General features: G+C 65.1%; 18 protein-coding genes. 9 read left to right on the forward strand and 9 right to left on the reverse strand.

From position 1 onward, the window contains the following. Nucleotides 1-131 precede the first annotated feature (131 nt). The gene (locus ACY3GB_RS12205; protein WP_463088975.1) at nucleotides 132-1,121 is read left to right on the forward strand and encodes a DUF2860 domain-containing protein; all 990 of its coding nucleotides are present in this window, start codon (nucleotides 132-134) and stop codon (nucleotides 1,119-1,121) included. 203 nt (nucleotides 1,122-1,324) lie between these two features. Then, the gene (gene asd / locus ACY3GB_RS12210; protein WP_463088976.1) at nucleotides 1,325-2,167 is read left to right on the forward strand and encodes an archaetidylserine decarboxylase; all 843 of its coding nucleotides are present in this window, start codon (nucleotides 1,325-1,327) and stop codon (nucleotides 2,165-2,167) included. A 132-nt stretch (nucleotides 2,168-2,299) separates the two neighbouring features. On the opposite strand, the gene ACY3GB_RS12215 is transcribed toward asd, so the two are convergent. The 4 genes from ACY3GB_RS12215 to ilvB form a co-directional block, all read right to left on the reverse strand. Further along, nucleotides 2,300-2,662, reverse strand: coding sequence for a hypothetical protein (locus ACY3GB_RS12215; RefSeq protein WP_463088977.1), 363 nt, complete (start codon nucleotides 2,660-2,662; stop codon nucleotides 2,300-2,302). Between the two features lie 178 nt (nucleotides 2,663-2,840). Then, complete coding sequence (ilvC, locus tag ACY3GB_RS12220) at nucleotides 2,841-3,857, reverse strand: ketol-acid reductoisomerase (RefSeq protein WP_463088978.1); 1,017 nt, start codon at nucleotides 3,855-3,857, stop codon at nucleotides 2,841-2,843. A gap of 45 nt (nucleotides 3,858-3,902) precedes the next feature. Next, nucleotides 3,903-4,394 (reverse strand): acetolactate synthase small subunit, encoded by a 492-nt coding sequence (gene ilvN / locus ACY3GB_RS12225; RefSeq protein ID WP_011134142.1) that lies wholly within the window; start codon nucleotides 4,392-4,394, stop codon nucleotides 3,903-3,905. A gap of 10 nt (nucleotides 4,395-4,404) precedes the next feature. After that, on the reverse strand, nucleotides 4,405-6,171 hold the full coding sequence (gene ilvB, locus ACY3GB_RS12230) for a biosynthetic-type acetolactate synthase large subunit (protein WP_463088979.1): 1,767 nt from the start codon (nucleotides 6,169-6,171) through the stop codon (nucleotides 4,405-4,407). A gap of 193 nt (nucleotides 6,172-6,364) precedes the next feature. Here ilvB and ACY3GB_RS12235 point away from each other — a divergent pair, with 193 nt between their 5' ends. Genes ACY3GB_RS12235 through ACY3GB_RS12250 form a run of 4 tightly spaced genes read left to right on the forward strand, consistent with a single transcriptional unit; the run spans nucleotide 6,365 to nucleotide 8,214 of the window. After that, the gene (locus ACY3GB_RS12235) at nucleotides 6,365-6,931 is read left to right on the forward strand and encodes an RNA polymerase sigma factor (protein ID WP_021478381.1); all 567 of its coding nucleotides are present in this window, start codon (nucleotides 6,365-6,367) and stop codon (nucleotides 6,929-6,931) included. Next, nucleotides 6,928-7,308, forward strand: a complete 381-nt coding sequence (locus tag ACY3GB_RS12240) for a DUF3619 family protein (RefSeq protein WP_463088980.1) — start codon at nucleotides 6,928-6,930, stop codon at nucleotides 7,306-7,308. Before ACY3GB_RS12235 ends, ACY3GB_RS12240 begins: the two co-directional genes overlap by 4 nt. Then, a complete protein-coding gene (locus tag ACY3GB_RS12245) occupies nucleotides 7,301-7,696 on the forward strand; it encodes a DUF3106 domain-containing protein (RefSeq protein ID WP_463088981.1) in 396 nt (131 codons plus the stop codon). The genes ACY3GB_RS12240 and ACY3GB_RS12245 overlap by 8 nt, the downstream gene beginning before the upstream one ends. Next, the gene (locus ACY3GB_RS12250; protein ID WP_463088982.1) at nucleotides 7,693-8,214 is read left to right on the forward strand and encodes an RDD family protein; all 522 of its coding nucleotides are present in this window, start codon (nucleotides 7,693-7,695) and stop codon (nucleotides 8,212-8,214) included. The genes ACY3GB_RS12245 and ACY3GB_RS12250 overlap by 4 nt, the downstream gene beginning before the upstream one ends. Before the next feature lie 67 nt (nucleotides 8,215-8,281). Here the strand turns inward: ACY3GB_RS12250 and ACY3GB_RS12255 are convergent, their stop codons facing one another. After that, a complete protein-coding gene (locus tag ACY3GB_RS12255) occupies nucleotides 8,282-9,175 on the reverse strand; it encodes a LysR family transcriptional regulator (protein WP_463088983.1) in 894 nt (297 codons plus the stop codon). Between the two features lie 97 nt (nucleotides 9,176-9,272). On the opposite strand from ACY3GB_RS12255, the gene ACY3GB_RS12260 reads away from it, so the two are divergent. Continuing rightward, entirely contained in the window at nucleotides 9,273-9,542 is a 270-nt protein-coding gene (locus ACY3GB_RS12260) for a DUF2798 domain-containing protein (protein WP_463088984.1), read from the forward strand. A 4-nt stretch (nucleotides 9,543-9,546) separates the two neighbouring features. Next, on the forward strand, nucleotides 9,547-9,969 hold the full coding sequence (locus ACY3GB_RS12265) for a carboxymuconolactone decarboxylase family protein (protein ID WP_463088985.1): 423 nt from the start codon (nucleotides 9,547-9,549) through the stop codon (nucleotides 9,967-9,969). Between the two features lie 230 nt (nucleotides 9,970-10,199). On the opposite strand, the gene guaD is transcribed toward ACY3GB_RS12265, so the two are convergent. Then, a complete protein-coding gene (guaD, locus tag ACY3GB_RS12270; RefSeq protein ID WP_463088986.1) occupies nucleotides 10,200-11,516 on the reverse strand; it encodes a guanine deaminase in 1,317 nt (438 codons plus the stop codon). Between the two features lie 252 nt (nucleotides 11,517-11,768). Here guaD and ACY3GB_RS12275 point away from each other — a divergent pair, with 252 nt between their 5' ends. Beyond that, nucleotides 11,769-12,266: a MarR family winged helix-turn-helix transcriptional regulator gene (locus ACY3GB_RS12275; protein ID WP_463088987.1), complete on the forward strand. Its 498-nt coding sequence runs from the start codon at nucleotides 11,769-11,771 to the stop codon at nucleotides 12,264-12,266. 125 nt (nucleotides 12,267-12,391) lie between these two features. Here ACY3GB_RS12275 and ACY3GB_RS12280 read toward each other — a convergent pair whose 3' ends face one another. The 3 genes from ACY3GB_RS12280 to ACY3GB_RS12290 are packed head-to-tail and all read right to left on the reverse strand — an operon-like array spanning nucleotide 12,392 to nucleotide 16,085. Further along, nucleotides 12,392-13,696 (reverse strand): Nramp family divalent metal transporter, encoded by a 1,305-nt coding sequence (locus ACY3GB_RS12280; protein ID WP_463088988.1) that lies wholly within the window; start codon nucleotides 13,694-13,696, stop codon nucleotides 12,392-12,394. A 41-nt stretch (nucleotides 13,697-13,737) separates the two neighbouring features. Then, complete coding sequence (locus ACY3GB_RS12285; RefSeq protein ID WP_463088989.1) at nucleotides 13,738-14,379, reverse strand: lytic transglycosylase domain-containing protein; 642 nt, start codon at nucleotides 14,377-14,379, stop codon at nucleotides 13,738-13,740. Next, a complete protein-coding gene (locus tag ACY3GB_RS12290; protein ID WP_463088990.1) occupies nucleotides 14,379-16,085 on the reverse strand; it encodes a proline--tRNA ligase in 1,707 nt (568 codons plus the stop codon). Before ACY3GB_RS12290 ends, ACY3GB_RS12285 begins: the two co-directional genes overlap by 1 nt. Between the last annotated feature and the right edge of the window lie 286 nt (nucleotides 16,086-16,371).

A 16,371-nucleotide genomic window follows, 5' to 3' on the forward strand; every position in this document is an offset into this window, starting at 1 on the left:
CTCTCTCTTTGCGCTGGCCATCGAGTATATGGTCGCGCGCTCAAGACAGACAATCGGCTTGGCCATCCAGCGCCAGGATGAATTGCCCACCCGGCGGCCCGCTCTTTTCAATCCATCCAAAGGAATATCCGATGAGGCATCATGCCGTATTGATACTGTTGAGCGTCCCTGTGCTGGCAACCGCCGCAGAGAATGAACAAGACGGTTTCTCCGGGACCTTCCAGCTGGGCGTCAGCCACTATCAGCTGGCCAGCAATTTCCTCAAGGCACCGAACGACGGCCACCCCCGCGCCACCAGCTTGACGCAATCGCCAGCCTCGCAATCCGGCACTGCCCCCCTGATCGAAGGCGAATTGAGCTATGGCTTCGCCGGCACAGGCACCCAGCTCTTCATCTCGCCCTCCAATACCAGCACCTTCGCCGCGGGAGGCGGCCTGCAGCTGGGCGTGCGCCAGCAACTACCGCAAGCCGGCACGGTGTCGGCAGCGCTGACTTATGGCGAGAGCGAAGTCTGGCTGGACCCCTATGCCTTGAATGTCGACCGTCAGGACGGCAAGCTGAAAAGCGCGGGTCTGGCGCTGGGCTGGTCGAACATCCTGAATACACCGTTCAGCGCCAGTTTCAGCTACGCCAGGCAAAAGCTGAGCAATGAGCAAAGTGGACAGGCGCAAGGCTTGACGCTGGCCAATCAAGCCCTGCTGCAACGCAATGGCAACAACTACGGCGTCCAAGCCGCTTATGCCTGGAAGTTGGACGGCCAGGGCGCGCATACGCTGACCCCCGGACTGATATACGCGCGCGCCGATCTGGACGGCAAGGCGATGAGCACCCGACGCTACGGGGTGCAATTGGCTTACGCCTACCAAGGCGCGGACTGGGACGCCGCCGCCTCCCTCACAGCGCTCCGCACCCGCTATCAAGCCGGCAATCCGGTCTTTGCCGGCCAGAAAGCGGATAGCCGCGACGCTTTGCTCAGCCTGGGCCTGACCCGGAAAAACCTGTTCGGCGCCAAGGCCTGGTCCGCCTTTCTCAGCGGCAACTATGGCCGCGCCAACTCGGACCTGGCTTATTTCAACGCACATATCCGAGAAGTGTCCATCGGCCTGGGCTACCATTTTTGATCCAGTCGAAACGCGCGGCTAGCGTCGCCAAGGCGGGCGCTGGCGACCCAGCGCCAGATGGCTGCGGCGCTTCCTGTCGAGCGCTAGTCCATTAGGGAAATCGGCATGGCCCGCGCGAAAGCCCCGCGCCATCGGCAGACGGCGGGCCAGCCGCGCTCAGCTGCGATATAATGGGCGGTTAAACTCATCATCAGGAAATGCCCGTGTCCGAGCGCCTGTTCGTGCTGTCTCAACATATCCTGCCCAAACTGGCGCTGACCCGGCTCGCCGGCTGCTTCGCCGGCTGGAAGGGCGGCGGCATCACCACGGCCGCCATCCGCCGTTTCATCGCCCGCTTCCACGTCGACATGAGCGAAGCAGCCAACAGCGATCCGGCCGCCTACGCCACCTTCAACGATTTCTTCACCCGCGCGCTGCGGCCCGGCGCGCGGCCGCTGGCCGACGCCCGCCTGGTTTGCCCGGTGGACGGCGCGGTCAGCCAGCTGGGCCCGATAGACAGCGGCCGCATTTTCCAGGCCAAGGGCCGCGATTACAGCGCCACCGCGCTGCTGGCCGGCGACGCCGAGCTGGCCGCCCGCTTCGCCGACGGCCACTTCGCCACCATCTACCTCAGCCCGCGCGACTATCACCGCATCCACATGCCCTGCGCCGGCAAGCTGCTGGAAATGACTTATGTGCCGGGAGACCTGTACTCGGTGAATCCGGCCACCGCGCGCGGCGTGGACCGGCTGTTCGCGCGCAACGAGCGCGTGGTGTGCGTATTCGAAGACGAGCAGGGGCAGCCGTTCGTGATGGTGCTGGTCGGCGCCACCATCGTCGGCAGCATGGCCACCGTCTGGCACGGCGTGGTCAACCCGCCGCGCCGGCCGGCGGTGGAGAAATGGGACTACCGCGGCCAGGACATCCGTCTGGCCAAGGGCGAGGAAATGGGCCGCTTCCTGCTCGGCTCCACCGTAGTGCTGCTGTACCCGGCCGGGCCGCTGAAATTCAATCCGCAGTGGCAGGCCGCCAGCCCGGTGCGGCTGGGCGAGGCGATGGCGTCGTAAAGCCGCGTCGCGGATTAGAGCGTAAAAATGGCTGTCCTTATACGCAGTTTCCACTGCGATACGGACAGCCGTTTGTCCAAGCCGCGGCAGCTGGCCAAGGCCGGCAAAACGTACGCGAAGCGATGCCTTAGCTTACTCGCACTTGCACTGCAGCGTGACCTTGTAGTCTTCATCGCCGCCGCGGGAAACAATGCCCAGCGTGCTCAGCTTGAGCACGATGTCGGTGGCGGTTTTCGCCGCCTTCATCACCTCGCCGTCCCCCTGGTCTTTGGATTCTTCCTTCCGATCGAGGATGACCAGCTTCTTGTCCTGTTTCTTGCAAACCTCGCCGGCCTTGCCGACGGCGTTTTCCACCGCATCCTTGTAGGAAGCCGCGGTGGCCACCGCAGTAAAGCTGCCTTCCTGCTGCGGCAGGATCGTGGCTTTAAAAGAAGAGCATGCCGACAAGCCTGCGACGACACCCACCAACAACGGCAAACAGATTCTGTGTTTCATGAATTTATCTTGGTTTTCAACAGCTTTTCAGCAGTAGATCAATTACTCGGAATCTACAATATTAATGAAAACTAACATTTACTACAAAGTTTATTTCTAAGCTTATTTCTTTATGTTATTTACGTGAAAAAGCCGGGCTTGCGCCCGGCTTCGTCATCGACAACAGACCGTTGATCGATCAGTTCTTGGACTGGTCCACCAGCTTGTTCTTGGCGATCCACGGCATCATCGCGCGCAGCTCGGCGCCGACCTTCTCGATCGGGTGGGCGGCGGTCAGGCGGCGGCGGGCGGTCATGGCCGGGTAGTTGGTCTTGCCTTCCAGGATGAACATCTTGGCGTACTCGCCGCTCTGGATGCGGTACAGCGCCTTCTTCATCGCTTCCTTGGTGGCGGCGGTCACCACTTCCGGGCCGGTCACGTACTCGCCGTACTCCGCGTTGTTGGAAATCGAGTAGTTCATGTTGGCGATGCCGCCTTCGTACATCAGATCGACGATCAGCTTCAGCTCGTGCAGGCACTCGAAGTAGGCCATTTCCGGCGCATAGCCGGCCTCCACCAGCGTTTCGAAGCCGGCCTTGACCAGCTCGACGGCGCCGCCACAGAGCACGGCCTGCTCGCCGAACAGGTCGGTCTCGGTTTCCTCGCGGAAGTTGGTCTCGATCACGCCGCCCTTGGTGCCGCCGTTGGCCGCGGCGTAGGACAGGGCCACGTCGCGCGCCTTGCCGGACTTGTCCTGGTAGACGGCGATCAGGGTCGGCACGCCGCCGCCCTTCAGGTACTCGGAGCGCACGGTATGGCCCGGGCCTTTCGGCGCCACCATGATCACGTCGACGTCGGCCGGCGGCACGATCTGGTTGTAATGGATGTTGAAGCCATGGGCGAAGGCCAGCGCCGCGCCCTTCTTCAGGTTGGGCGCGATGTCCTTGTGGTAGACGTCCGGCTGGGATTCGTCCGGCAGCAGGATCATCACCACGTCGGCCTTCTTCACCGCCTCGGCCACTTCCTTGACCTTGTGGCCGGCCGCTTCGGCCTTCTTCCACGACGCGCCATCCTTGCGCAAACCGACGATGACGTCGACGCCCGATTCCTTCAGGTTCTGCGCATGCGCATGGCCTTGCGAGCCGTAGCCGATGATGGCCACTTTCTTGCCCTTGATGATGGAGAGATCGGCGTCTTTGTCGTAATAAACTTTCATTTCTTTATCCTTGGTATTGGTTTGCTGAGGGACTTGCAGCCCTGCTCAGATTTTCAGAACCCGCTCGCCTCGACCGATGCCGGATGCGCCGGTACGGACCGTTTCCAGGATCACTGTGCGGTCCACCGCCTCGATAAAGGCGCCGAGCTTGTCGCTCGTACCAGTCAGCTCGATGGTGTAAGTCTTTTCCGTCACGTCGATGATGCGTCCGCGGAAGATGTCGGCCATCCGCTTCATCTCCTCGCGGTCCTTGCCTACGGCGCGGACCTTGATCAGCATCATCTCGCGTTCGATGTGCTCGGATTCGTTGAGGTCTATCACCTTGACCACCTCGATCAGCTTGTTGAGCTGCTTGGTGATCTGCTCGATGACTTCGTCGGAACCGTGGGTGACGATGGTCATCCGCGACAATGTCGGGTCCTCGGTGGTGGACACTGTCAGCGAATCGATATTGTAGGCGCGGGCCGAAAACAGCCCGACGACGCGCGACAGCGCGCCCGCCTCGTTTTCCAGAAGTATGGATAAGATGTGTCGCATGCCGGCCGCCTTAGCACATATTGCCGTAGTCACGGTTGTTCTCGAAAGGCACCTGCTGGATGGCGCGCATGTGCGCCGGCAGGTCCATCTGATCCAGGCCCTTGCCGTTCTGGATCATCGGGAACACGTTTTCCGACTGGTCGGTGCGGAAATCCAGGAACACCAGGCGCTCCTTCAGCTTGTCGCTGAACGCCTCGCGCAGCACCGGCTCCACGTCGGCCGGGTTCTCCACCTTGAAGCCGATGTGGCCATAAGCCTCGGCGATCTTGACGAAGTCCGGCAACGCGTCCATGTACGACTCGGAGTAACGGGTGCCGTAGAAGAACTCTTGCCACTGGCGCACCATGCCCAGGTAGCGGTTGTTCAACGCCACCACCTTGACCGGGGTGTGGTACTGCTTGGCGGTGGACAGCTCCTGGATGTTCATCTGGATCGAGCCCTCGCCGGTGATGCAGGCCACCTGCGCGTTGGGGTTGGCCAGCTGCGCGCCGATGGCCGCCGGCAGGCCGAAGCCCATGGTGCCGAGGCCGCCGGAGTTCAGCCATTGCTTGGGCCGGTCGAACTTGTAGTACTGCGCTGCCCACATCTGGTGCTGGCCGACGTCCGAAGTGATGATGGCCTGGCCGCCGGTGATCTGGTACAGCTGCTCCACCACGTACTGCGGCTTGATCAGCTCATCGGACGGCGTGTACAGCAGACAGTCGTGGCCGCGCCACTCCTCGATCTGCTTCCACCACTGGTTCAGCGCCGAGCCATCCGGCTTCTGGCCGGATTGCTTGAGCTGGTCCAGCATCTCGCGCAGCACCAGCTTGACGTCGCCGACGATGGGTATGTCGGCCTTGACGCGCTTGGAGATCGACGACGGATCGACGTCTATATGGATGATCTTCTTGGCCTGGCCGAGGAAGTGCGACGGCACGCTGATCACGCGGTCGTCGAAGCGCGCGCCCACGGCGATCAGCACGTCGCAGTACTGCATCGCCATATTGGCTTCGTAAGTGCCGTGCATGCCCAGCATGCCCAGGAACTGCCGGTCGGAACCCGGATAGGCGCCCAGGCCCATCAGCGTGTTGGTGCACGGCAGGTTCAAGGACCGCACCAGCTCGGTCACCTCGGCTTCGGCGCGGCCCTGCACCGCCCCGCCGCCGACATAGATGTAAGGACGCTTGGCCTCAAGCAGCAGGTTCACTGCCTTCTTGATCTGTCCGCTGTGCCCGCGGGTGGCCGGCACGTAAGAGCGGATGTGCACGCTGTCCGGATAGCGGAACTCGGCGCGCGCCTGGGTAATGTCCTTGGGAATATCCACCACCACCGGGCCGGGGCGGCCGCTCTTGGCAATGTAGAACGCCTTCTTGATGGTCGCGGCGATCTCGTTCACGTCCTTGACCAGGAAGTTGTGCTTCACACAGGGACGGGTGATGCCCACCATGTCCACTTCCTGGAACGCGTCCAGGCCGATGGCCGGGGAAGGCACCTGGCCGGAGATCACCACCATCGGAATGGAGTCCATGTAGGCGGTGGCGATGCCGGTCACGGCATTGGTCGCGCCGGGACCGGAGGTCACCAGCGCCACGCCCACTTTGTCGCTGGAGCGGGAATAGGCGTCGGCGGCGTGCACGGCCGCCTGTTCATGCCTCACCAGCACGTGTTTGAATTTGTCCTGTCGGAAGATGGCATCGTAGATTTCCAGTACTGCGCCCCCTGGGTAGCCGAAGACGAATTCGACCCCCTCTTCCTGCAGGCAGCGGACTACTATTTCGGCGCCCGATATCTGCATATCGCCTCTATTTCGTGTTGATTTCATCCCGTTTGCTCAAAGACCTTAGCTTATTGCTCAAAGTACGGTCAAGTGATTTTGTGCAGGTGCAAAATACCGCTAAGCCACGGTTATTTCAGAAGAAAAACTGCCACTAGCCTAGTGAATCATGCTCTGCTACCATCTTTGGTTGGCATCAACCTGAAATGCACAGATGGCAAGCCGCAAGGAAATGGCCGACTTCCTCGAGTCGGTGGAGAAGCGCGCCTTCAAGCAGGCGCTATACGCGGTTCGGCATGAAGACAATGCGCTCGACATCGTGCAAGACTCGATGATGAAGCTGGCCGACCGCTACGCGCACGCGCCCGCGCACGAGCTGCCGCTGATCTTCCAGCGCATCTTGCAGAACACCATCCGCGACCACTACCGGCGCAGCAAGGTGCGCAGCTTCGTCAGCACCCTGCTGTCGTCGCTGATCCCCACCCACGCCGAGGACGACTCCCTCGATCCGCTCGAAACGCTGGACGTCGCCGCCGACGAGGCGCACACCAATCCGGAGCAGTGGTACCAGCGCAAGGAAGTGGCGCTGATGATAGACGCGTCGCTGCAACTGCTGCCCGCCCGTCAACGCGAGGCGTTTCTGCTGCGTTACTGGGAAGGACTGGATGTTGCCGAAACCGCTCTGGTCATGGGTTGCTCCGAGGGCAGCGTGAAGACGCACTGCTCGCGCGCCAACCACACCCTGGCGGCCATTCTTGCGCAGAAGGGAGTTTTGCTATGAAACACGCCAATGACGGGCAGGGAGACCATTTGCCCGTCCATATCGCCCGCATACTGGACAATCCCCATTCTGATCCGACGCCCCGGCAGATCGCCAGCCTGAGAGACGCGCGCGCCGCCGCGATGCGCCGCTTCGAACAGCGCGCCGCCGAAAATTGCGGCCTGCAGGAGAAAATCCTGCTCTGGGCGCAACGCCACACCCTGCTGATCAAGCGCGGCAGCGCGGCGCTGGGTTTCGCCGTGGTCACCGGCGCCGGCCTGATGCTGGTGGAAGGGCTGATGGCCGAAACCGACGCGGTGGACGCCACCGTGCTGTCCCAGGACCTGCCGCTGGATTCCTTGCTGGAGCCGCATTTCAGCCGGGGGTTGCATGAATAAGGCCGGATGGCTGACCAGGGCGGTCTGCCTGGCCGGCCTGCTGATTCCCCGCTTCGTCCACTCCTCCCCCCTGGCGGATCCGCGCTGGGAACAACTGAACAGCGAGCAGCAGCAGGTGCTGGCGCCGCTGGCCGCCGACTGGAACCGCTACGCGCCCGACAAGAAGCAGGATCTGCTGACCATCGTTCCGCGCTTCGCCGAACTGACATCCGGCCAACAGCAGCGGCTGCAACGCCGGCTGAAGGCCTGGACCGAGCTGAGCGAGCCCCAGCGCGACGAAATCCGCGCCAACTGGAAGAAGCTGCAGCAACTGCCCGCGGCCGAGCGCGAACAGGCGCTGAGCCGGCTGCGCTCGCGCGACGCCAAACCACTCGCTTCCTCGCCATGACCGATAACGCCACTCCCGGCCTCGCCCGCTGCCTGGCCAGCCTGTTCTATGAATCGCTGCTGATCGTCGCCATGCTGCTGATCACCAGCGCCGTCCTCACGCCGCTGCAGCTGGCGCTGGGCCAGGATTCCTGGCTGCTGCACAGTCTGATCCAGCTGACCGCCGCCGGCGTGCTGTTCGCCTACTTCGGCTACTGCTGGACCCGCGGCGGCCAGACCGCGGCGATGAAAACCTGGCACATCCGGTTGGTGACCGCCGACGGCCGGCTGCTGAACTGGCAGCAGTCGCTGATGCGCTTCGCCGTCGCGGCAATGCTGTTCGTCGGCCTGCCGGTGATCTCCTACCTGGGCTGGCAGCGCAGCTACGGCGACCATCCGGCCGCGAAATGGCTGGCGCTGGTCTGGTGGCTGCTGCCCTTCCTGGCCCGCTATTACGACAAGGACCGCCGCCACCTGCACGACCGCCTGTCCGGCACCCGGCTGGAGCTGCTGCCCAAGCCGCCGCGCGGCGGAAAGTAAGCGCGGCCAAACCGCGCCGTCGGCTCGCCCGGTTCGGATGCAAGCCAGTGTTGCCCGCCGCGCCGGTCTAGCCGCGCAATTGCGGCAGCTCCTCGGCGAATTCCAACAGCGCGTCCAGCACCGCGCGCACCCGCGCCGGCAAGACGCGCCGCTCCGGCCACACCGCGTAGACCGGACGGGTGGCGATCTCCCATTCTTCCAGCACTCGAACCAGACGGCCGTCCGCCAGCTGCCGATGGCAGATGCTGAGCGGACTGACCGCGATGCCTGCGCCGCTCTCGGCCAGCCGGCGCGTCAGCAGCATGTCGTTGGCCAGCAGGCCCGGCTCGGCCGGCCAGGCCGCCTCCTCCCCGCCGTCCCGATGCCTCAGCTTCCAGTTCTGGAACGGCTCGGCCAGCAACAAGCGGTGCCCGGCCAGGTCCGCCGGCCGCCCGGGCGCGCCGTGCGCGGCCAGATAGGCGGGCGAAGCCGTCAGTATGGTGCGCACCTCGCCCAGCCTGCGCTGCCGCAGCGAGGCGTCCGATTGTTCGCCCACCCGCAAGGCCAGGTCGGCCATGCCGCTGTATAAATCGTCCAGGCTGTTGCTCAGCTTCAACTCCAGCCGGAGCCGCGGATGCTCGCGCAACAGGCGCGCCCACACCGGCACCAGCATGTCGTTGGCCATGCTCAGCGGCGCCAGCATCCTTACCGCCCCTTCCACCCGGTTCAAGGCCCCGTCCAGCGACGCCGTCTCCTGCCGCAACGCCGCCAGCAGCGGCTTGCAACGCTCGTAGTACTGCCAGCCCTCATTGGTCGGCGCCAGCCGGCGCGCGCTGCGGCTCAGCAACTTGCAACCCAGCCGCGCTTCCAGCGCCTGCAGGCGACGCGTCAGCGTCGGAGCCGGCATCCGCAGCCGTCCGGCCGCAGCGCTGAGGCTGCCGGCGTCCACGATCGCCACGAACAAGTCCAGATCATCCAACATGGTTGCAAAAATGAAATTTGAAATTGATTTTTTGATTCTATTTTCATAACGCGCTTTTGACTAGACTCGCTTCATCGCTAACCGAATGGAGCGCGCCATGAGCCCCTCCCTGCGCCAACGCCTGCTGTTCTCGCTGCTGATGTCGGCGGCGATGTCCTTCCTGATGACCGCCTGGGTCAGCTGGCTGAACCTGGGCCTGCGCCCGGACTTCCTCGCCCGCTGGCTGCGCGCCTTCGTTGCCGCCTGGCCGGCGGCATTCTGCGCCGTGCTGCTGCTGGCGCCGGCCATGCAGAAACTGACCCTGCGCCTGCTGAACGGGCGCGCCCCTGCCGCCGGCAGCCCGCCGGCGCTGAAACCGAGAGGATGAAATCATGAGAGTCGACTACACCCAACTGTCGCCCAAGGCCTACCAGGGGCTGCTCGCCTGCAAGAACGCGCTGGCGGAAAGCAGCCTGGGACTGCCGCTGATCGAGCTGGCCTACCTGCGCGTGGCGCAGCTCAACGGCTGCGCCTTCTGCCTGAAGCTGCATAGCCAGGCGCTGCGCCGCCGCGGCGAAAGCCAGGAAAAACTGGACATGCTGGCGGGATGGGATGTGGCGGACGCGCTGAGCCCGCGCGAGGCGGCCGCCATCGCCTGGACCGAGGCGGTAACCCGGATAGGAGAAACCCGCGCGCCGGACAGCGCCTTCCAGCCGCTGCGCGAGCATTTCAGCGACGCGGAAATCTCCGACCTGACGCTGGCCATCGCGCTGATGAACGCCTTCACCCGGGTAGCAGTGGCGGTGAGGCAGTAAGCGTAGCTGACAAAATTCCCGATGCTGCGTTGCGCCGACTTGCCGTACTCAAGTACTGCCTGCGTCGGCGCGCCTTGCCTCAGTCGTGAAACTGATTTTTGTTAGCCGCTCTAAGCGCTTGCCGCGCCGGGTTCGGCGAAACCGCGAACGCATCCGGACCCGATCAACTTATGCACAGGAATGGAAATGAAACGAAGTTATCCACAATAAGCGGATTCGCCCGCCGCCACTCAGGCGGAACGCCCGGGCTTGCGGTAGACCCGCTTGCCCGCGGCATAGGTGGCGGCGACCGCGCGGTCGTCGCCCAGCATCATCTGCACGAATAAGGCCTCGGACAGGTCGCGGACGTGGCGCATGCGGAAATCCAGCAGCGGGGTGGAACGCAGGTCCAGCACCGCCAGATCGGCCTCCATGCCGGCCGCGATGCCGCCCACCTTGTCCGCGATGCCCAGCGCCTCGGCGCCGCCGCGGGTGGCCAGATAGAAAGCCTGGGCGGCGGTCAGCGGCCTGCCATGGGTCTGCGACGCCATGTAGGCGGCGTTCATCGTCTGCAGCATCGAGAAACTGGTGCCGGCGCCCAGATCGGTGCCCAGCCCCAGCCTAGCCGGCTTGTCTCCCTCGACGCAGCGGCGCAGGTTCAGGCTGCCCGAGCCGAGGAAGAAATTGGAGGTCGGGCAGTGCGCCAGCGACGCGCCGCTGCCGTGCAGCATCTCGAGCTCGGCGTCCGACAAATGGATCCCGTGGCCGTAAATCGCGCGCGGCCGGAGCAGGCCATAGCGTTGATAGACGCCGGCGTAGTCGCGGCAGCCGGGAAACAGCCGACGGACCCAGGCGATCTCGTCCAGGTTCTCGGAAATATGCGATTGGATGGCGATGTCGGGAAATTCCGCCGCCAGCGCGCCCAGCATCTCCAGCTGGCCATGGCTGGAGGTCGGCGCGAAACGCGGCGTGATCACATATTCGGCTCGGCCCTTGCCATGCCAGCGTTCGATCAGCGCGCGCGACGCCTCGTAAGCGGTCAGCGGGGTATCCAGCAGCGCGGCCGGCGCGTTGCGATCCATGCAGACCTTGCCCGCCAGGATGCGCAGGTCATGGCGCGACGCCTCTTCGAATAGCGCGTCCACCGACGCGGCATGGACGGTGCCGAACACGCAGCCCGTGGTGACGCCGTTGCGCAGCTGCTCGTCGAGAAACACCCGCGCCACTTCGCGCGCGTGGTCCGCGTCGGCGAAGCCCTGCTCGGCGACGAAGGTGTAATGGTTCAGCCAATCCAGCAGCTGTTCGCCGAAGGCGGCCATCATCTCGGTCTGCGGATAGTGGACGTGGCAGTCGATAAAGCCCGGCAGGATCAGGTGGTCGGGATAGTGTTCTATCCGCGCCTCCGGCGGCAGCGACGGCAACAGCTCGGCCGCCGGGCCCCAGGCCGCGATGCGTCCGTTTTCCATCACCACCAGCGCGTCGCGCTGGAACACCAGGCAATCGCGCTCGGCTTCCCGGAAAGGATTGCCCCGGAAGGTCAGCGCATCGCCGCGTACCGCTGTTTTCACGTTCTGCTCCCGCCGCGCTGGGCGGCCTTCGCGCCGGACAGTGTTCGCTGAGCCCGGCAATTATCTTCATGTAAAGAATCTTTACGTGTAAATATAGCCGCGTTCCCCCGCCGAAGCAAGTTCGCCCTGGATAAACGGCCAGGGTCTGATGCGCGGCAATTGTCTTTAGATGAAGATAGTATATTTTTAAGTCGTGATACTCTTGCGCCCGACTGGATTTGCCGCATTTACCTTTGCTCAGGAACCCGCAGCATGCAGCACGCACCCGACCAGATTGACCGCATCGTCGCCCTTTGGAACGAAGTCCGCCCCGACCTGGATACCTCAGCCACCCAGGTCATCGGCCGCATCGTGCGGATGGAATACTTCATCACCCGACGGGTTCTGCAGGATTTGGCCCGCCATAATCTCAATGTAGGCGAATTCGACGTGTTGGCGGCGCTGCGCCGCCGCGGCGAGCCCTACCAGCTGTCGCCCAACCAGCTGCAAGGGATGGTGCTGATCTCGTCCGGCGCGCTGACCAACCGCATCAACCGGCTGGAAGAAGCCGCGCTGGTCAGCCGCTCGCCGGATCCGGACGACCGCCGCGGCGTGATCGTCACGCTGACGCCCAAGGGCCTGCAGGTGATCGAGGACGCCGCCGGCCACCACCTGGCCGCCGAAGCCGAGCTGATCGAGATGCTGGATGCCGACGAGCGCCAGACGCTGGCCCGCCTGCTGAAGAAGATGCTGCAGGCGCAGGAAGACTGAACAGGCAGACAGGCCGCCCCCGGGCGGCCTTTGTTTCGCCCGTCGCCCGGCAAGGCGCGCCGACGCCGACAGTGCTCATTGCACGACCAGGAGGCGCAACGCCGCAGCGGGCGCTGCCCCGACGCTCACCCCACAAGCAGCGCGCAGTTGGCGGCCAGTATCAGCCAGAACAGTCCCCAGCCACAGACGCCGACCCAGCGCGGCGCGGCATGCGCGCCCATCAATGCCTTATCCCCGGTCATCCGCAGCAACGGCCACATCGCCAGCGGCAACTGCAGGCTCAACACCACCTGGCTCCACACCAGCAGCGGCCCCACCGCCCGCTCGCCCTGCCACGCGATGCCGGCCGCCGCCGGCAGCAGGGCCAGCGAGCGGGTGATCAGCCGGCGCTGGTAGCACGGGATGCGGATGCGCAGGAAGCCGTCCATGATCACCTGGCCGGCCACGGTGCCGGTCAAGGTGGCGCTCTGCCCGGCCGCCAGCAGCGCGACGCCAAACAGCAGCGCCGCCAGCGAGCCGGCCAGCGGGCGGATCAGCTCGTGGGCGTCGGCGATGTCGGCCACCGCGGTGTGCCCGGCGGCGTGGAAGGCGCTGCCCGCCAGCACCAGGATGGCGCCGTTGACCAGCATCGCCAGCAACAGCGAGCCTATGGTGTCGATCCGGCACAACAGCAGCGTCTGCCGCAACGCCCCCTCTCCGCCCTCCACCCGCCGGGTCTGCGCCACCGACGAATGCAGGTAGAGGTTGTGCGGCATGATGGTGGCGCCGACGATGCCCAGCGCCAGCACGATGGCCTTGTCCATGCCCTGCGCCGGCAAGCTGGGCGCCAGACCCGCCGCCACCGCCGGCCAATGGGTATCCAGCAGCGCCAGTTGCGCCAGGAAGCACAGCGTGATGGTGGCGATCAGGCCCAGCACGATGGCCTCCAACTGGCGGAAGCCCCGCCCCTTCAGCCCCAGCACGATCAGCGTGTCGAACGCGGTCAGCGCCACGCCCCACAGCAGCGGCACGCCGAACAGCAACTTGAACGCCAAGGCGCATCCCAGCACCTCGGCGACGTCGCAGGCGACGATGGACACCTCGGCGCTCAGCCAGTGCAGCAAACGGCCGGCGCGGCCGTAGCGCGCCGCGCTGGCCTGCGCCAGATCCATGCCGGTCACCAGCCCCAGCCGCGCCGCCAGCATCTGCAACAGCATGGCGGCGACGCCGGACAGCATCACCACCCACAGCAGCTGGTAGCCGAAGCGCGAGCCGGCCTCGATGTCGGTCGCCCAGTTGCCCGGATCCATATAGCCGACCGCGACCAGCAGGCCGGGGCCGGCGAAGCGGCGCAAGCGCTGGCCGAAGGAGGCGTTCGGGTCTATGCGTATGCTGCCGTTGACCTCGGACGGGCAGAACGGCGCGGTGGCGGTGCGGGGAAGGGAGAACATGGCGGCCGGAAAGAGTCAGTCCACCGGCAGCATAGCGCGGATCAACGCGCGCGCGGAAGGCTGTCGCCGGCCACCTTCAACGACGGCGGCGCGGTCCACGCCCAACGACGCTTCCAGGCGCCGATCACCAGATCGGGATACTCCGGCTTGCCCAGGCTGCCGTTGTAGCGGCCCAGCGCGCGGTACAGGTCGCCGCGCTCGATGTCGAGATAGTGGCGCAGGATGGTGCAGCCGTAGCGCAGATTGGTGCTGAGGTCGAACAGATTATGCTGCGGCGTGCCGATGTGGCGCGGCCAGAACGGCATCACCTGCATCAGGCCGCGGGCGCCGGCGCCGGAAATCGCGTATTTGTTGAAGCCGCTTTCCACCTGGATCAGGCCCAGCACCAGCTGCGGGTCGAGCCCGGCGCGGGTGGATTCGTACTGGATGGCGGTGAGCAGGCGCTCGCGCATCCAGGCGTCGGGAATCTTCTTCTGCAGCCGCGACGACATCTCCGCCAGCCAGGCCTGGCCCAGCCGGGGATCGTCGAACACCAGCCTGGGCGCGTTGACGTCGGAGATCGAGCGGCTCATCGCCGAAGCGACGTTGGCCGACAGCGCCTCCTCCTTCTGCGCGCCGGCCCATGCCGGCGCATGCGCCAGCACAAGGCAGAACGGCAGGAGAAAAAGGAGGCGCGTCTTCATCAGGCCAGCTTGGAGAGGACATGCTCCAGAATAGCATCGGCGGCGACGGCGGTAGCCTCGCTGTCGCGGCGGTGCTGGTACTCGACCTTGCCTTCCTTCAGGCCGCGGTCGCCGATGGTGACGCGGTGCGGCGCGCCGATCAGCTCCCAGTCGGCGAACATCGCGCCCGGGCGCTCGCCGCGGTCGTCGAGGATGGCGTCAACGCCCTTGGCCAGCAGCTCGGCGTGCAGCTTGTCGGCGGCTTCCTTCACCGCTTCCGAGCGGTCGTAGCCCACCGGGCACACCGCCACCGCGAACGGCGCGATCGAATCCGGCCAGATCATGCCCTTGTCGTCGTAGTTCTGCTCGATGGCCGCGCCCAGGATGCGGGTGACGCCGATGCCGTAGCAGCCCATCTCGAACGGTTTCGGCTTGCCGTCTTCGTCCAGGAAGGTGGCGTTCATCGCGGCGGAATACTTGGTGCCGAGGTAGAACACGTGGCCGACCTCGATGCCGCGCTGGATCGCCAGCGCGCCCTGGCCGTCCGGCGACGCGTCGCCTTCCACCACGTTGCGGATGTCGAACACTTCCGGCTCGGCGCAATCGCGGCCGAAATTGGCGCCGGTGTAGTGCTGGTCGTCCTCGTTGGCGCCGATGACGAAATCGGCCATCTTGGCCACGGTGCGGTCGGCGATCACGCGGCCCTTGAAGCCCACCGGGCCCAGCGAGCCGGGGTTGGCGCCGAAGGCGGCGCGGATGGCGGCCGGGCTGGCGAAGGCCAGCGGGTTCTTGATGCCGGCGATCTTCTGCGCCTTCACCTCGTTCAGCTCGTGGTCGCCGCGCACCAGCATCAGCACCGCTTCGTCCTCTGCGCCTTCCACCACCACCGCCTTGACGGTCTGCTTGATGTCGATGTTCAGGAAATCCACCAGCTCGGCGATGGTCTTGACCTTGGGCGTGTGCACCTTGGCCAGCGCGGCCGATGCGGCGGCGCGCTCTCCGGCCGGGGCCACGGCTTCGGCCAGCTCGATGTTGGCCGCGTATTCGGAGTTCGGACAGTAGACGATGGCGTCCTCGCCGGTGTCGGCGATCACCTGGAATTCGTGCGAGCGGTCGCCGCCGATGGCGCCGGTGTCGGCCGCCACCGCGCGGTAAGTCAGGCCCAGGCGGTCGAAGATGCGGCGGTAGGCCGCGTACATATTGTCATAGCTCTTGAGCGCGTCTTCGGCGCTGCGGTCGAACGAGTACGCGTCCTTCATCGTGAACTCGCGGCCGCGCATCACGCCGAAGCGCGGACGGCGCTCGTCGCGGAACTTGGTCTGGATCTGGTAGAAGTTCTTCGGCAGCGCGCGGTAGCTGCGCAGCTCGCGGCGGGCGATGTCGGTGATCACCTCCTCGGCGGTCGGCTGCAGCGCGAAGTCGCGCTCGTGGCGGTCCTGGAAGCGCAGCAGCTCGGCGCCCATCGCGTCCCAGCGGCCGGTTTCCTGCCACAGCTCGGCCGGCTGCACCACCGGCAGGCTCACCTCGATGCCGCCGGCGCGGTTCATTTCCTCGCGGATGATGGTCTCGACCTTGCGCACCACGCGCAGGCCCATCGGCATCCAGGAATAGATGCCGGCGGCTTGCTTGCGGATGAAGCCGGCGCGCAGCATCAGCTTCTGGCTGACGATGTCGGCGTCGGCGGGGGCCTCTTTCTGGGTGGAAATGAAAAACTGCGATGCGCGCATGGTGCGTCCTTGAAAATTCGGCTAAATGTAGACGATTGTAGCGTCGTCCCCGCCCCCGGGCCAAGCGCCGCCCGGCCCGACGCGCGCTTTTCGCCAGTTGTTGCAGTACAACAATCCTGCGCACAGCCTGCCGCGCTGTACTTGGCGGCCCCGCCGCTCTGGAGTAACCTGCGCGCTGCCGGGGTTTACGGCTTTTTTATTTTGCCCATGTCGTCGACAATGAGAGGGCATCCAGCCATGAACAACCTGGCCCCTCGCCGCCGCGCCTCCTCCGGCGGCGGCGTCC

The organism is Chromobacterium sp. Ag138 (assembly GCF_055181315.1).

Coding starts and splice junctions, on each gene's coding strand:
- ACY3GB_RS12205 (WP_463088975.1), top strand. CDS start 132: ATGAGGCATCATGCCGTATTGATACTGTTGAGCGTCCCTGTGCTGGCA.
- ACY3GB_RS12215 (WP_463088977.1), bottom strand. CDS start 2,662: ATGAAACACAGAATCTGTTTGCCGTTGTTGGTGGGTGTCGTCGCAGGC.
- ilvC (WP_463088978.1), bottom strand. CDS start 3,857: ATGAAAGTTTATTACGACAAAGACGCCGATCTCTCCATCATCAAGGGC.
- ilvN (WP_011134142.1), bottom strand. CDS start 4,394: ATGCGACACATCTTATCCATACTTCTGGAAAACGAGGCGGGCGCGCTG.
- ilvB (WP_463088979.1), bottom strand. CDS start 6,171: ATGCAGATATCGGGCGCCGAAATAGTAGTCCGCTGCCTGCAGGAAGAG.
- ACY3GB_RS12235 (WP_021478381.1), top strand. CDS start 6,365: ATGGCAAGCCGCAAGGAAATGGCCGACTTCCTCGAGTCGGTGGAGAAG.
- ACY3GB_RS12240 (WP_463088980.1), top strand. CDS start 6,928: ATGAAACACGCCAATGACGGGCAGGGAGACCATTTGCCCGTCCATATC.
- ACY3GB_RS12245 (WP_463088981.1), top strand. CDS start 7,301: ATGAATAAGGCCGGATGGCTGACCAGGGCGGTCTGCCTGGCCGGCCTG.
- ACY3GB_RS12250 (WP_463088982.1), top strand. CDS start 7,693: ATGACCGATAACGCCACTCCCGGCCTCGCCCGCTGCCTGGCCAGCCTG.
- ACY3GB_RS12255 (WP_463088983.1), bottom strand. CDS start 9,175: ATGTTGGATGATCTGGACTTGTTCGTGGCGATCGTGGACGCCGGCAGC.
- ACY3GB_RS12260 (WP_463088984.1), top strand. CDS start 9,273: ATGAGCCCCTCCCTGCGCCAACGCCTGCTGTTCTCGCTGCTGATGTCG.
- ACY3GB_RS12265 (WP_463088985.1), top strand. CDS start 9,547: ATGAGAGTCGACTACACCCAACTGTCGCCCAAGGCCTACCAGGGGCTG.
- ACY3GB_RS12275 (WP_463088987.1), top strand. CDS start 11,769: ATGCAGCACGCACCCGACCAGATTGACCGCATCGTCGCCCTTTGGAAC.
- ACY3GB_RS12280 (WP_463088988.1), bottom strand. CDS start 13,696: ATGTTCTCCCTTCCCCGCACCGCCACCGCGCCGTTCTGCCCGTCCGAG.
- ACY3GB_RS12285 (WP_463088989.1), bottom strand. CDS start 14,379: ATGAAGACGCGCCTCCTTTTTCTCCTGCCGTTCTGCCTTGTGCTGGCG.
- ACY3GB_RS12290 (WP_463088990.1), bottom strand. CDS start 16,085: ATGCGCGCATCGCAGTTTTTCATTTCCACCCAGAAAGAGGCCCCCGCC.